Consider the following 15,393-nt stretch of genomic DNA (forward strand, 5'->3'; position numbering starts at 1 on the left):
ATTTCGTCTCCTTATTTCACAGCGCCGAAGGTCAGGCCGCTGACAAGTTGCTTCTGGCTGAACCAGCCGAGGATCAGGATCGGGGCAATGGCCATGGTGGAGGCCGCGCTCAGCTTGGCGTAGAAAAGACCTTCAGGGCTGGAATAGCTGGCGATGAAGGCGGTGAGCGGTGCTGCCGTGGCCGCAGTCAGGTTGAGCGTCCAGAAGGCTTCGTTCCAGGCCAGGATCACATTCAGCAACAGCGTCGAGGCGATGCCGGGAATGGCCATTGGCGTCAGGATATACAGCACCTCTTCGCGCAGGGTGGCACCATCCATCCGGGCCGCTTCGAGGATCTCCCCGGGGATTTCCTTGAAGTAGGTGTAGAGCATCCAAACGATGATCGGCAGGTTGATCAGCATCAGCACGATCACGAGGCCAATCTTGGTGTCCAGCAAGCCCAGTTTGATGAACAGCAGGTAGATCGGGTAAAGAACGCCAACTGCTGGCAGCATCTTGGTGGACAGCATCCACAACAGGATGTCTTTGGTCCGCTTCGAGGGCACAAAGGCCATCGACCAGGCGGCGGGCACCGCGATGATGATACCCAGGATGGTGGAGCCCCCGGCGATGATGATTGAATTCCACAAGAACCGGCCGTAGTCGGAGCGCTCCTGCACCACCGAGTAGTTCTCCAGCGTCCAGTCAAAGAACAGGAAGACCGGCGGGTCGCTGATAGCCTGGGCTTCGGTCTTGAAGCTGGTCAGGATGGTCCAGAGGATCGGGAAGAAGATCAAGAGGCCCACACCCCATGCCAGGGCAGTATTCAGGGCTTTGCGTTGCGATGTGATTGCACGTGCCATGAGGGCCTCCTTACGCGTCCAGGTTCTTGCCGACGATGCGCATCAGGAAGATGGCAACGATGTTGGCGAGGATGATGGCGTAGACACCGCCGGCCGAGCCGAGCCCGATGTTCTGGCTCTCCAGCACGCGCTGGAAGATCAGGTAGGTCAGGGTCTTGGTGCCAAAGGCGCCCTGGGTGGTGACAAAGATTTCTGCGAAGATCGAAAGCAGGAAGATCGTCTGGATCAGCACCACCACGGTGATGGCGCGCGACAGGTGCGGCAGGGTGATGTAGGCAAAGCGCTTCACCGGCGGCGCGCCGTCCATCTCTGCCGCTTCCAGCTGTTCGCTGTCCAGCGACTGGATGGCGGTCAGCAGGATCAGCGTTGCGAACGGCAGCCACTGCCAGCTGACGATCAGGATGATCGACTGCGTCGACGCCTCGGTCAGCCAGACCAGCGGCTCGGCGCCGAAGGCCCGCCATACATGCGCCAGCAGACCGTTGACCGGGTCCATGAACATGTTCTTCCACACCAGCGCCGATACGGTGGGCATCACGAAGAAGGGCGCGATCACAAGGATGCGGACGACACCGCGGCCCCACATCGGCTGATTGAGCAGGATCGCCAGCAGCACGCCAAGGACCACGGTAATCGCCAGAACACCGCCGACGATCACCAATGTCGCCTGGACGCTGGGCCAGAAGGCACTGGAGGAAACGAAGCGGACGTAGTTGTCAAAGCCGACCCAGCCCAGGTCGCCGCCCCGCAGCGGCAGGAACTTCTTGAACGAGAAATAGAGCGTCATCGTCAGTGGCACCAGCATCCAGCCCAGAAGCAGGATCACGGCCGGCGCCATCATCAGCCGGGCTGCGGTGCGGGCGTGTTTCGTGCCGCTCTGGTGGTCCGCCGCAGCGGGCTGGCTTGCCGGCTCGGGTGCGGGCGGGGCCATCGTCAGCCGGTCCGCGGGTTGGGAGTGTTGCGTTGCCATTTGGTGTACCTCCTCCGTTGACGGCACGCGTGCCGCCTTGGACGATTATGCGCTCTGGGGGATCGCTGGGGCCAGAGGGCGGCGGCCTGGCCGCCCCCGGGTATCCGTGCGGGAGATCAGTAGCCTGCGGCTTCCATCTCGTCGGTGGTCAGTGCCTGAGCCTTGGCCAGGGCTTCATCGACGCTTTGCTGACCAGCCAGCGCAGCTGCAAATTCCTGGCCTACCTGGCCTGCGATGCCGGCGAATTCGGGGATCGCTGCGAACTGGATGCCGACATAGGGAACCGGGTCTACCGTCGGATTGGTGGGGTCGGCCGACAGGATGCTTTCCAGCGTCATCCGGGCAAATGGCACGTCCTTGTAGTTGGGGTCTTCATACAGGGAGGTGCGCGCACCTGGCGGCACGTTGGCCCAGCCTTCTTTCGCGGCCACCAGCTCAATGTATTCCTTGGAGGTGGCCCACTGTATGAACTCCTTGGCAGCATCCGTTTTCTGGGTGCCTGCAGGGATACCCAGCGCCCAGGCCCAGAGCCAGTTACCGCGTTTGCCCTTGCCGGTGTCCGGCGCCAGCGCAAAACCGACCTTGTCGGCGACTGTCGAGTCGTTGGGGTTGGTCACGAAGGACGCCGCCACGGTGGCGTCGATCCACATGCCGCATTTGCCCTGCTGGAACAGCGACAGGTTCTCGTTGAAGCCGTTGTTCGACGCACCCGGAGGGCCCGCGTCGTTCATCAGGTTCACGTAGAACTCCAGGGTTTCCTTCCACTCCGGCTGATCAAACTGGGCTTGCCAGTTCTCGTCGAACCAGCGCGCACCAAAGGCGTTGGCGGTGGCGGTCAAAAAGGCCATGTTCTCGCCCCAGCCGGCCTTGCCGCGCAGGCAGATGCCATAGATCCCGTTGTCCTTGTCGGTCATGGCGCGGGCGGCCTCGGCGACGAACTCCCAGGTCGGGGCGTCTGGCATCTCAAGGCCCGCCTTCTCCATCAGGTCGGTCCGGTACATGATCATGGAGCTTTCGCCATAAAACGGCGCGGCATAAAGCGTGCCATCGACGCTTAGGCCGCCGCGCATGGCCGGCAGGATATCATCGGCGTCATATTCAGCAGGTAAGTCATCCAGCGGCACCAGCCAGCCGTTCTTGCCCCAGATCGGGGTTTCGTACATGCCGATGGTCATGATGTCGAACTGGCCGCCCTTGGTGGTGATGTCGGTGGTCACACGCTGGCGCAGCACGTTTTCCTCCAGTGTCACCCATTCGACGTCGTGGCCAGTCTTCTCGGTGAAATCATCCGTCAGACCCTGCATCCGGATCATGTCGCCATTGTTGACAGTGGCGATAGTGATGGTCTCGGCAGAAGCGTTGCCCGCCGCGATCAGTGATATGGCCGTTGCCGCACTCAATGCGTATTTTGCAAACATCCTCTACCTCCCTGTTCAGATGTCGCCTTCAAGGTTACCGGCAGCAGTGCCCCGGCGTCAATTTATTTTTTACGCGCGTAAAGTTTTAATGCCTGCCGGGAAGATCAGCGGCTTAGGCGGACCCGCGCATGACCAGACGGCCGTCAAACAGGGTCACCTCCCGCGAATCGGGCACCTGTCCGGCCTCAATGAGGGCCATCAAGGCCTCGGCGCTTTTGCGGGCAATGGCTTCGTAATCCTGTGACACGGTCGTCAGCGTCGGGCAGGTGTATCGGGAGAACGGATGGTCATCATGCCCGGCAACCCGCATGCTGCAGTCTTCATCCAGGCCAACCCGTATTCCGGCCTCATAGGCCGCCGACAGAAAGCCGATCGCCAAGCGGTCATTGCTGCAAAGGATCGTATTGGTAGGCAAGTTCCTGTCGCGCACCACCCGGGTTCCTTCCCGGAAACCGATCTCTTCGAATTCCCAGCCTTCTCCTGCGGCCTGAATCAAATGCGGTGTGTGGTTCAGCCGCTCCATGGCCGCAAGATAAGCATGGCGCCGCTTGTAGGCGTTCGGGTTCGTGGGGGTCTGCATCTCGAAGAATGCGGGCGGCTCTCCCGTTCTGCACAGGTAATCCACAATCAATCCAACACTTTGATCGTTGTTTGACCCGACGAATGCGTCCCCCGAAGTCCCGGCACTGGCGTCAAACAGCACCGTGGGGACTTCTTCGCAAAAAGTAGCTATGCGCGCCTGGTCCGACGCCCGGCCCAGGGGCGCGAGAAGTACTCCGGCAGGCTTCAGCAGCCGCAGGTTCTCCAGGTTTTCGATCTCCTGCTCGGGGCTGCCGTGTGAGCCCAGCAGTACCGGCCGGTATCCGGTGCCCAGAATGTGCTCCTCGATGTTGCGCGCGATCTCCGCAAAGAACGGGTCAGCCAGGTAGGGAACAATGATCCCGATATTCTTGGTCAGCCGCCGGTTCTGGTTGATGGCATAGAGGTTGGGCCGGTAATCGTAGCAGTCAAGCGCTGCTTCAATGCGTTGCCGCGTCGACGCCCTCACACTGGACGGGTCATTGAAGAATTTCGACAGCGTTGGACGTGAAATGCCGCTGACCGCCGCAAATTCCTCCATGTTTTTGATCTTCTTGTCACCCATGAAGTTGCTCGCTTCGATTGCACAAGATGTGTCCCAGCCAGTGCGGCCGTGCCGCTCCCTTCCAGACACATTAGTTGACGCGCGAAAACTTTAACACCCTAATTCGCGGCGCTAGCAGCCGGCACGGCGTTCCAGCGGTGTCCCCGGGTCACCTGACGGAACACATGCAGACACCGCCACAAGTTCAGCCGCAAGCTCAAGTACCAGAGCATTGACCGCTGACCGCGCCTGATCCTGCGATTTCTTCCCTCGCAGCTTGCGGGCAAGGCCAGACTTGCGGGCGGAGGTGTCCTGCACCAGCAGCAGGAACGCAATTTCGCGCAGCTGATGCATGGCCAGATCGGCCTCGTCCTGCCCCAGATCCTGTGCAAGTCCTTCCGGCGCGGCGGTGTCCGCCAGCAAACGCTTTAAAGCGGGCCCGTGCTTTGACGTCTCCGCCCTGGTAATGCAAAGGTCAGTCATCTCCGCCATTCCCGAAAGAAAGACTTCAACCGCCAACCGCGCAGTCTGTTTGGAATAGCCGGCCTGCCGCTGAACATTGAGATCCCCCCGCGCTGCGTCAAAGGAGATGATCAACCCGTCAGTGGACAGATCCGGCGCCCCCGGGCGCCCAAAGCGTTGGTGCAGGCTGAGCGCTTCCGCAAAAAGCACCAGCTGCAACAAACCGGCCTGCGAAAGATCGCAGGAGATACGCTGTATGCCGCTGCGCCCGGCGTGTTTGTAGTTGAGCGCGAGCCGGGCACCGCCGTCTTCCCGCGCTTCAATCGAGAAAATCTTTGCTGGCATGGCGCGAGTTACAGGGAATTCCGCCGGACTTTCAAGCATGGTGTGCGGCGCCAGCAATGGTGAGCGGCGGGGTGCTCAGTCGCGGCCGTAAATGGCCGGACCCAGCCACCGGGGGCTGCGCAGCTTGCCGCCCCGGGCCAGACCTGCGCGGTCACTGAGCCGCTGCACGAAACCTGCACAAAAGCCCCCTGAAACCTGCGGAGACGGCGCGGCAAAGCTGCAAGGGGGGCAGGCATCCTGCCGGGCAAAGAAGACTGCAAGCAGGAGACAGGACATGAGGCAGGAAATAATCATTCACGGCGTGCCCGACAGCATCAGGCTCGACGCCTGGTGGCTGGAGACAACAGCCGGGCCGCCGCAACGGCGGTCTGACAGAGTTCATGGGGCCGGCGCGCTGCTGGCCTCGCTGCGGATGCGCCACGCGATCCCCATTCTTGCGTCATTGGTTGCGATTGCCGACTGGCTGTTCTGGGAGCAGCTCCCCGGCATTTCAGTTGCAGTCTTTGCCCTGGTACTCTCGGCGGCGATCATGGCCATGAAGCCCCGGCGGCCAAGCGCCAGGGAATGGGCGGGAGCGGCCGCCGTCGCACTGCTAAGCAACCTGCCTGCTGCCGTCGAGCTGCAATTCCTGTCCTTTATGTTTAGCCTTGGCGGTCTGGCCTGCCTGGCAGCATGGGCGGTTTATGGTCGCGGTGCAAACGCACGCGTGGCACTGCGCATCGCCCTGCGCCTGCCCACCCTTGGGGCCCCACTGCTGGCCCGTTCTGCCCTTTGCGCCCTGTCCACTGCCGGTCTCGGCCGGGAAATCCGCCGCCAGGCAGCATCTATGATGCTGCCGCTGCTCATGGGGGCGGTTTCGCTTAACTCCGGCGGGAGTTGGACCTCGGTGAGCGGGGCACCGGACTCCAGAACGGTGCGCTGCGTGGATGCAACTTTTCTCCCGGCGCTGCTGTAGACAAAATAGGCCGCCGCAGGTGCCATGGCTGCGGCCGCCAGGATGGCAAGGTTCTTATTCATAACGGTCTCTTTCTTTCATAGGTAAATAAACTGCCGTGAGCCGGGCTCGGGGCGTATTGATGCCGGCCTGCCGCCGCCTGTCCGGACATCCCGCCGGAGCCGGACGCGAAAGCGCGGATTTCCTGGTAACGGATCCGCACATCCTCGCTTTGCTGGTAAAAGGTAAGCGGTGTATCCGCCCCGGAAATTGCCGCCGCCGCCGAATTTTTTGCAGGCATGCATTCACAAGACTATCGCTCCAATCAAAGACGGACCAAGCGATTCCCCTTCGCTGAACACCGTATTTCCGCGTGGCCTGAAAGAATCCGGAATGGCCAAGGGTGCTCTTGCAACACGTCCCTTCCATTTTCTGCCGGACCTTGGGCGCATGATTGCCTAGCACCGCAGAACCTTGTCGGCCGCAGCTTGAAGGTCCGGCAGCCTTCCATATAACCCGCGCCATGGCTGCAAAGATATTTTCGATGGAGGCGCGGGAGGACGGCGGTGCCCGGCTCGCGCTCAACTACAAGCACACTGGCCGCAGTGGCATCCAGCGTATTTCCTGCGATCTGCCGCAGGCCGGTCTTTTGCAGCTGGTGCTCTTTGCGGAAGCGCTCAGCCTGCGCAAGCGCTTCGGAACCCCCATTACATCGGACGTGTCGCTCGATGGGCTTGTGATGTCCTATGACCCGGCCCAGCGGGAGCTCCTTGTCGAGCGGCAGGCCGGTTATTCCAGGCAGACAGCAAGCATGCCGGTTGAGGATTTTCACTCCGAGATGGCGGGTATGACCGACATCTGTATTGCCTGGGCCGAGGCGTCAAAACACGGGCCCGCCCTGAAGCGCCTGCTGTTCGACTGCGCGGCACCGGCTGAACTAAAAAGGCTGCTAGGGCAAAACGAGGCCGATCTGGCCATGCATCAGATGCGGGAAATCGCCCTTCTGCTGCTGGCACAGGAAGCCTCCGCCCGCGGGTCCGCGCTGGCCCGCAAGTTGCGCGGGAAGAAATCGCAGGATCAAGCCTGGGAGGCGGTGAGCTGCCTTGTACTGGAGCTTGCCGCTGAACTCGTTCCAGTTTCTGCCTAAGCTCGAACAAGGGGGCGCAGTGCTAAACGGATTAAGGCTATGAAGACTTGCAAGTATCACCGGGAAGCCGTCCAGACACGGCTTTGGGCCGGAACCCCGCATGGGGATCCGGCTGTGTGAGAATGCGTCACCGCCCTGTAGGCAGGGCGGTGATAGCCTGTCAGTCGTCGATCCGGCCGACCGGGCAGTGCCAGGGCATCAGCTGGCCATAGTCCAACTCACCGCGGTTGCGCTCGATTTCCTGCACCACCCAGTTCAGGTAGCTGCGGGGGTTGACCTTGTTCAGGCGCGCGCTTTCGATGAGCGAATAGTAGGTTGCCCAGACTTCAGCCGCCTCATGGTTCCCGGCGAAAAGCGAGTTCTTCTTCGTTAGAGCAATGCCGCGGATGCAGCGTTCGACTGCGTTGTTATCGATCTCAAGCCGGCCATCGAACACGAACCGCGGCAGCCCGTCAAAGGCGTTGAGCGTGTAGTTGATGGCCGTTTTCAGTTTCCCGGTGGCGTCTTCCTGATGTTTCGTCAGGATGGCTTTGAGCTCGGTCAGGATGGGCAGGGTTTTCTCGAGGCGCAACTGTTCGCGCGCCTCCGGGGGCAGGCCTTTGGCCGCCTTTTCGACAGCATACATTTTGCGGTACATCTGCACGACCTTGGCTGCCAGCTTGCTCTTGGTTGCCAGATGGGCTTCGAAGAACTTGCGCCGTGCATGGGCATTGCAGCGCACCGGCATCAGACCGTCATTCTCCCGGCTGTCTTTAAAGAGACAGTTGTAACCCGAGTAGCCGTCAGTCTGCAGGAAACGGAGCGACGCGCCAGAAAGCAATTCCTCTGCAACTGCGCCGGCACGGGAATGGGCATAGCGATACACCACAGCAGGCCGGGCTTCCGAGTTCCAATCGCGTTCATCGCGGTTGATCACCCAAAAATACCCGGTGTCGCACTTTCCCTTTCCAGGCGCCTGAACCTTCACCGGGGTCTCATCCATTTGTGCGGTATGACCAGCAAGCACATGCGCATGAAGCTCGTCCTGGACCGGCACCAGATGTTTTGCCAAGTGAGCAACAACCTTGTCGATCGTTTGGCGGGCCAGGTTGATGTTGGCGTTCCTGAACCGCCGCTCCAGCCGATAGGGCGGGATATGCTCGAAAAACTTCTGACATGCAACTTCGGCCGCAAATCCCGGCTCCAGACTACGTCCCTTCATGATGTAGTTTTTGGATTTCGCAGCCACGGGTTTGTTCTCCTTGCAGATCCCGTGGTTACACGCGCAGGTGTGATATACGTCTTTCACCAGAACCACATGCTCCGGCACGATCCGGAAGCTCCCGGCACGTTCCTCACGCTTGATCGTCTTGAGATCATGCCCGCATGTGCCGCAGCTCATATCGTCGGGGAAATGATCAACGGTGATGACCTTGATATCCTTGGGCACTTTGCGCGAGCGCTTACCCTTGGGTTTTTCCTTCGGTTCATCGTCAAGGTCATCGTCAAGCGCGAGGCCAAGGTCATCTTCCGCGGGATCGCCGAGGTCTTTTTCCGAGCTCTGCCCGAAATGCTCCTGGCGCAGCACCGCCAATTGCTCCGTCACCCGGCGCAGATCGCTCTTGAGCGCAGAGATCCGCCGTTTTGCAGACTGGACTTCGCCTTCAGTCTCGGAGAACAGCGACAGAATGCTGCTGATCCGTGTGCCGATCTCAACCGTGGCTTCCTCAGGGCTGCTGGGAAGCTGGCGAACAGCGCTGAGAATGCCGTCGCAAAGAAAGCCAATAGGGCTCAGCTCGCCAGCATCCGTTTCCTGCTGACCCGGCAGCCAGCCGGGCTCTTGAATGGTCATTGCAAATTTTCCTCATGGGGTATCGGCCTCCGCCCGCCAACCGGACGCAGGGAGTCACACACCGGGGCTGCGCGAAGCTGGCCCCGCTGAGGCACCATTCCGTGAAGACAGGCAAAGACAGTCCGTCCCGCCCTGCCGTTTACGGTCAGGGCCGGTTCGCTCATCTTTCCATTTGGGGAAGTGTGCCTATTGGGTGAGGAAGGCCGTCGCCCACGCAGAAGCCTTGCGACGGATCGCAGGATTTGCTAAGGGACCAGTGTCAACGCTGGCGGGTTTCGGTCTGCCTCGAACGATCACGCCGGAATGCGCCAACATTCCGGTGTTTTCGTTTCTAAAGAAGTTCAGGTCTTCATTCTGGTCTCTCCTTCTGCTGATCTTCGTGGCGAGGCTGTTTACACCGGTTCGGGCGAAGATGGAATAATTTCACTTAAATCAATGCCTTGTGCGAAAATTGGACTGCAGCTTCGATAGTCTCGGAGAACGCACCCGCTGCACACGAAGACATTGTGCTTCGCTGCAATTCCCCCACAAATTACAGGTCTTGGCGCTCCCTCGCTGCTGTGCAGGAAACTTGCGAAAACGGCTCCACAGCGGATGCCGCCTTCACAAAGTTTCCGTTTGTACAATGACCAGGGAGCTTCTGGCCCCCAAGATTCCCAGACCGGCGGCCGTTTTTCGGCAGACGATTCGAGAGGTAATAAGCTGTCAGAGGAACCGCACGGCTGAACGTGCCCTCACGCTGATCCTGGATGGATCAGCGTATGTGTCCGCAGGCGGCGAGGGTGATATGAGAGATAGTGTTCAGCATCATAGGCGGAGATTACCCAGCTGCTGCTGCGAAGAGCAATCCGCGCAGTGTGGGGAAAGCCCTTGCCTCAGGAAGATTGTGATATTTTTACAACTTAAGATATTTATTTAAGCGCACCCTTCAATCAACAGGTTGTAGAATCCCCTTCCTATAAAGCCCATAGGGCTGTTAGCTAGGAAGGGGCGGCAGGCGAACCGCCCGGATCAGGACGGCAATTTTCGTTAAAGAATCTTTGTTGGCCTTCCAGAAAACGCCGTCATTCCCAAAAAAATGTTGACAACTCTGGGCCTGCCTCATTCGAAGTGAGCGATTTCAGGAATACTGATAAAAGGTGCAGAGGAAATGGACCGACCGCTCTCCATCTTTCGCGCCTCTCGTGGACACAGTTTCCAGTACTAAATTTGGCACTGCTCCTTAGGGTTTGTCGGACCGTGATGATCGCAGGCGGCGGCATGAAGCCTGGGCCCAAATGGGTCAAACAGCTACAGTTAGCATCCGCCGTTAAACCACATGCGAAAGGATCTTAGGAAACTTTTACTACTTGGCATTGCAGAGCAGGACGACATTGCGGATGATGAGGGGGCTTTGTTTTTCATAGGCACTCTTTATGAGGGCCAGCCCGCTCGGAGACGACTAGATGCCAGGATTTACAGAACTACGCGATTTCGAGGCGGAGCTCGTTGAAGGAATGGATGTGCCGGGGCAAGAGACAACAAGTGAAGCGGGTCCGGTGGCCGAGATCGCCAGAAGCTACCAACCTGAACGATCACAGCCAGGACATCACGAAAACCTTCTCGGTTTTATCCTAAACCTCTCTTACGACGATGTTACCATCGTGACCTGCGATGCGTGGAAACGCAACTGCGGCGGTGTGCCCCGCAACACCCTCGTGGTAGTGCGGCTAGCCCCGACACGGGTTTCAAGGGCGGAAGGAAAGGCCTGCGACCGCCTGATCATGGTGCGCATCACAGACTCAATCCCGACGCCGATAGATAGCGACATCAAGCAGACTGTTTTCGAGTTACATAGAAGTCAGGCCAATATCGACCCAATCTCGGACAAGGAATTCCAGTGGTCCGCTCTCAAGGGTCGGATTGTCGGCACCTTTTACGACAAGGCTGCCGAGGAAGGGCACCTGGAGATTGGCTTCGGCCCAGACGTGGATACCTTCTTCGCGCCACATCTATACGAGGTCTACGTTCCAATCCGCGATCATCTCTCGGAGATGCTAAACGCCTTTAGTGAAGCGCCAGATCCGCTCCAGATTGGTACCTTGCGCTACACGGAAACCCCTTCCATCGTGACCCAAGGCCATGTCGAAATCAAAATCGATCCTTCTGATTTCACCGGAAAGACTTACGGTCATAGAACGGCGCTTTTCGGTAAAACTCGGTTCGGCAAATCGAACACGATGAAGGTTGTTGCCGACACAGTTCTCACAGGCGGGAGAGCCGGTCAGATCATCTTCGATCCCTCGGGAGAGTACACGTACTGGAACGAGCAAGACGATGGATGTCTCGCGGCACGCTACCCTAAGAAATGCGTCCGCTACAGCTTAAGCCCGATGCCGCGGGAAAGTGACAAACGCTCTGGTCTTCCGGAACCTTCCTCCCTGAAAGTCGACTTCTATGCCAACCCAGACGTAGGTAAGAGTCTGATTTTTAGTCTTTGGGAAAGCGAGTACGGGAGCAGTATTCCCGACTACATCGCACCAGCCCGCGAGTGGGAGCCTGAGCCTTTAGCATCAGCACCAACACTCGCCAGCGATCAAAGTGGCTACAAGCGTTACTGGCGAACAATGGGGATTTGGTACTCCATTCTCGCCGAAGCTGGCTTTCCGCCACCGACCGGAAACATCTGGGTGGATTTCAGGAAGGATGTGAAGGACCAACTTCTTGCCGACGAACAGCTAAAGCAGACCATTGAAGGTGCCGATGGCAAAATGAAGAATATGCTGCCTTACCGCGTGGCAGCAAATGTCTGGAAGAGGGTTGCCGAAATACACGCGGATGCAAGTGCGTCGGATAGGCGCAAACTGTTCCCTGCGTCCAGCACGACCGGCGACCCTTACTTTGACCCGACCGCAGCGGGCCTTTTGGCCATCTTGAATGGGGCGGCTCGGGGCGCGTCAGGCCCAAAGAAATTCACCCGTTTCAAGGAATACCACGCGGTGGGCGGGGCCAACGTCTTCACCAAAGTCATAGAAGAAGCGCACTCCGGAAAGACGGTTTTTTTGGATCTGTCCATGGGCGACGAGAAGGTACGAAAAGCGATCGCCGAGCGGATAGCTCGTTCGCTTCTGGCAAGTCAGATGCGGCGCTTCAATGAAGGCGCTCTGGGAACTGATATGGTCATCCTCTACTTTGAGGAAGCTCACATCTTGTTCCCGAGTGACGATCGCGGATTGGGAGACAACGTCTACAACAAGCTTGCCAAGGAAGGCGCGAAGTTCAATATCTCTCTTGTTTACGCCACGCAGTCGATCTCTACGCTGTCGCCTGACTTAGTAAAAAATACTGAGAATTTTATCGTCACGCATCTCGACGATGATCGCGAGGTGCGTGAACTTCAGCACAAGCGGGCCTTTCGCGATATAGCAGCCGATGTCGAACGGATCACATCGAAGGGGTATGTACGGCTCAAAACGCTTTCGATGCCTTTCGCTTTGCCAGTTCAAATCCGCAAATTCTCCGGAGCACCGGACCCATCACGGGAAGACTGAACCATGCCCTATCAGAAAAGGGGCGGAGCCGGCTTCGAAGCGGCTTCCAAGATCGCGCACATGGAGATGATTCAGCACCCTGTTCTCCAGAGCGTGGTGCAAAGCCTACGTGTAGATGATGCGCCACGCACACCTGCGGGAACGGAGCCGACCCTCCGCGTTGATATCGCGCAAGCGCCAGTGATCGAGGATATCGTGACCGTAGATGCGGGACTTCAGGTCGTGCCGAACCCGGTGCGCCGAGAGAAGGCCATGTCCTTCATCAACCCTGGGGCTAGCCTGCTCCGCCTTGCTGATCTTGAGAGGCTCGCGGCCGATCCGATCATGGATCCTCGGGACATGAGTGACATCTTGGGCCGACATACGCTGCGGCCAGCCTACCTGCCGCTTCGGGGTGTGCGCATGGGGTCGCGCTCAATGAAGGACACGCTTCGGGAGGTTATAAACGCCACTCTGTGCCGGGGTATTACAGATCTCTACGACGTGCTCGAGTTTCTCCTCTTCGAGGGGTGGCTGCCGCAGGGAGCGCCCCGCGCAAAGCGGTCCATGAAGTGCCTCGATTGCCGACAGGAGTTTGACTTACCGCCGAAGCAGATTTTCGGCTGCCCTCATTGCGCGCACGCGCACTATCTGTCGGACTACCTCGGCCTATTGTCAGATTCAGACAGCGAAGAGTCGCCGGGCGAAGAGGTGGCGCATGGCTTCATGGGCGTTCTGGAAGTCTTGTGCCTCTTCCGTCTGCCAATGCTCCTGACCAAAGCGAACCGCGACGCGCGGCTTGCCAACATCCTTTTTATAAAGGACGGGTCTTTGATGCTCCGCGCCGCCGGATTTCGGGTTGTCGACGGAATCCGGCGTTACCTCGATTGGCTACGGGCTAAAGGTTCTCCGATGCATCTTGTTGGCGTAGAGAAAACCGGGCAAATGACCGAATTCCTTGAGGACTTTTCGCAAGCCGTGCCGCAGCCAGGCGATGTCTTTATGCCGCCACGACGCTTTATCAAGGAAGAGATCCAAGGCCGAAGCTATGATCCAGAGGGGTATCGCGACCGGGTTAGCTACGGCACTAGAATTGGGGTCCGACTGTCCGAGACCCACGTAGTGGCCCTTCAGACACCTGCTACAACTCTCGCCAATGGCGGGCCCGAAGTCCCAGTCCCTACCGATTTTCCCGAGCTCGAAGAGATTGTGCGGACGCTATCGAGACTGACAAGCGCGCGCTATCCGAATGCTCTACTACCCCTTGTGCATGCTAACCGACAGGTCAGCCTCGCGAACGGCCGCTCCTCCAGAATCTTGGAAGAGTACGTGATGTCACTTATGCGGGGCGGCGGGGCTTAACAATCGGAGGAGCGGGATGGTGTCTCAAGCCGTGGGCAACCAAGCACAAATAAAAGAAGGCAAAACGCAATCTGCGGCCGTCGTTCAGGAAGCCTGCAAGCCATTCCTCCGCTGGGCCGGCGGCAAACGATGGCTCGCACGCAGCCTCGCACCGATACTGAGACGTCATCTTGATACGAGCGGTGGCACCTACATCGAGCCCTTCCTGGGATCGGGTGCGATCTTTTATGCAACAGCTCCGGCCCGCGCGATCCTAAACGACCTAAATGAAGACCTTGTTTTGGCGCATGCGGCTGTGGCCGACGTGCCTGACTACCTAGTCAAAGCCTTAGCCTCCTTGCCGGTAGATAGAGAAACCTACAACGCAGTCAGGGAACTCGCACCCAAATCCCCATTTGAGCGTGCCGTGCGAATGATTTGGCTCAATCGCACCTGTTATGGCGGCATTCACCGGACCAACAAGCAAGGCCAATTTAACACTCCTTATGGAGGAGGCTCTAGGCGCCCGGACGTATTGTGGCGAGAAGGGATCGTTGAGGGATGCGCCCAAGTTTTATCCGGAGATATTGACCTTACGGTTGGAGACTTCGAAGCCGCTATCGACCGAGCAGGAGACGGGGATGTTGTCTTCTGTGATCCCACTTACTCGAACCCTAATCGCGATCATTTCGACCGCTATGGCCCTTCAGTTTTTTCTTGGGCTGATCAGGTACGACTGTCTTCTGCGTGCCGAAGAGCTCTTGGCCGAGGTGCTACAGTCATCGTGACCAATGGCGCTTATTCCCAATTGGCCGAGATCTATCCCGATGCTTACCGGATCACCCTAAAGCGAGCGACGAGCATGGGGGTGCGTCGGAAAGCTGGAACGGATGACGAGTATCTCTTTATCCTTGATCCGTGGAAACGTCGCCGAAAGTGGGCCGGGTTGGGCGAGATCGAGAACCGCCTCAAGCAGGCGGCTGAGGCGAGCCGCGTGTCTGCTCTGAGCGAAGCCCGTCGGCCGAAAGTGCAAGCACCTCGGGCAATTGTTCGACCGATCGAACCTGTGCTGGACTAACACCATTTAACGAAGTTGGTTCAGCGACCTAAAGCCCCAGAGTAAAATGGAAAATTCCAAGTCAACGCGCTTACCAAACCTCCGGCCGCTAATGCTCTCAGCGCACTAAGCTGTTAGGTGTCAGGCAAAACCGACTTTTGTGTCACGTCGCTGACCCAGGTTGCGAGCTGCACACGAAGGCGGACCTTCGTGGATAGTGCGGAGAATGTCGGGACCGAGCCCATACTGTGAATTTGATTTTCTTGCTGCGTGGGCTCGCAGTAGGGATAATGCGTGTGAACAGGCATGCAATTTTGACCCCGTAGCGGGGAAATCGGCGTCCAAAAATGACCCCCTTACACTGATGTGAATCATGCCCCCGAGGTTATCGGGGAGCACAGATTGGGATGTTGG

The 15,393-nt window shown here is 58.6% G+C and carries 11 protein-coding genes; 5 read left to right on the forward strand and 6 right to left on the reverse strand.

Features of this window, described 5'->3' with window-relative positions; genetic code table 11:
- Positions 1-11: 11 nt before the first annotated feature.
- The 5 genes from KUV26_RS21700 to KUV26_RS21720 form a co-directional block, all read right to left on the reverse strand.
- Positions 12-842 (reverse strand): carbohydrate ABC transporter permease, encoded by an 831-nt coding sequence (locus KUV26_RS21700; RefSeq protein ID WP_222509977.1) that lies wholly within the window; start codon positions 840-842, stop codon positions 12-14.
- 10 nt (positions 843-852) lie between these two features.
- Positions 853-1,683, reverse strand: coding sequence for a carbohydrate ABC transporter permease (locus KUV26_RS21705; RefSeq protein ID WP_222482410.1), 831 nt, complete (start codon positions 1,681-1,683; stop codon positions 853-855).
- Positions 1,684-1,928: 245 nt separating this feature from the next.
- Positions 1,929-3,230, reverse strand: coding sequence for an ABC transporter substrate-binding protein (locus KUV26_RS21710; protein ID WP_222509978.1), 1,302 nt, complete (start codon positions 3,228-3,230; stop codon positions 1,929-1,931).
- Between the two features lie 112 nt (positions 3,231-3,342).
- Complete coding sequence (locus KUV26_RS21715; RefSeq protein WP_222509979.1) at positions 3,343-4,374, reverse strand: LacI family DNA-binding transcriptional regulator; 1,032 nt, start codon at positions 4,372-4,374, stop codon at positions 3,343-3,345.
- A gap of 111 nt (positions 4,375-4,485) precedes the next feature.
- Complete coding sequence (locus tag KUV26_RS21720; protein ID WP_222509980.1) at positions 4,486-5,160, reverse strand: hypothetical protein; 675 nt, start codon at positions 5,158-5,160, stop codon at positions 4,486-4,488.
- Positions 5,161-5,434: 274 nt separating this feature from the next.
- On the opposite strand from KUV26_RS21720, the gene KUV26_RS21725 reads away from it, so the two are divergent.
- Both KUV26_RS21725 and KUV26_RS21730 read left to right on the forward strand, forming a co-directional pair.
- Positions 5,435-6,115, forward strand: coding sequence for a hypothetical protein (locus KUV26_RS21725; protein WP_222509981.1), 681 nt, complete (start codon positions 5,435-5,437; stop codon positions 6,113-6,115).
- Between the two features lie 502 nt (positions 6,116-6,617).
- Positions 6,618-7,241 carry a hypothetical protein gene (locus tag KUV26_RS21730; RefSeq protein ID WP_222509982.1) on the forward strand — a complete coding sequence of 208 codons (624 nt, stop codon included), beginning with the start codon at positions 6,618-6,620 and terminating at the stop codon, positions 7,239-7,241.
- 160 nt (positions 7,242-7,401) lie between these two features.
- Here KUV26_RS21730 and tnpC read toward each other — a convergent pair whose 3' ends face one another.
- Positions 7,402-9,072: an IS66 family transposase gene (tnpC, locus tag KUV26_RS21735; RefSeq protein WP_222509983.1), complete on the reverse strand. Its 1,671-nt coding sequence runs from the start codon at positions 9,070-9,072 to the stop codon at positions 7,402-7,404.
- A 1,445-nt stretch (positions 9,073-10,517) separates the two neighbouring features.
- Here tnpC and KUV26_RS21740 point away from each other — a divergent pair.
- From KUV26_RS21740 to KUV26_RS21750, 3 genes are read left to right on the forward strand one after another with little or no spacing between them, the layout of a single operon-like run.
- The gene (locus KUV26_RS21740; RefSeq protein WP_222509984.1) at positions 10,518-12,602 is read left to right on the forward strand and encodes an ATP-binding protein; all 2,085 of its coding nucleotides are present in this window, start codon (positions 10,518-10,520) and stop codon (positions 12,600-12,602) included.
- Between the two features lie 3 nt (positions 12,603-12,605).
- The gene (locus KUV26_RS21745) at positions 12,606-13,943 is read left to right on the forward strand and encodes a hypothetical protein (RefSeq protein ID WP_222509985.1); all 1,338 of its coding nucleotides are present in this window, start codon (positions 12,606-12,608) and stop codon (positions 13,941-13,943) included.
- 16 nt (positions 13,944-13,959) lie between these two features.
- Positions 13,960-15,000 (forward strand): DNA adenine methylase, encoded by a 1,041-nt coding sequence (locus tag KUV26_RS21750; RefSeq protein WP_222509986.1) that lies wholly within the window; start codon positions 13,960-13,962, stop codon positions 14,998-15,000.
- The last annotated feature ends 393 nt before the right edge of the window (positions 15,001-15,393 follow it).

Origin of the sequence: Leisingera daeponensis (assembly GCF_019801465.1) — a bacterium.
In the GTDB taxonomy this organism is placed as follows: domain Bacteria; phylum Pseudomonadota; class Alphaproteobacteria; order Rhodobacterales; family Rhodobacteraceae; genus Leisingera; species Leisingera daeponensis_A.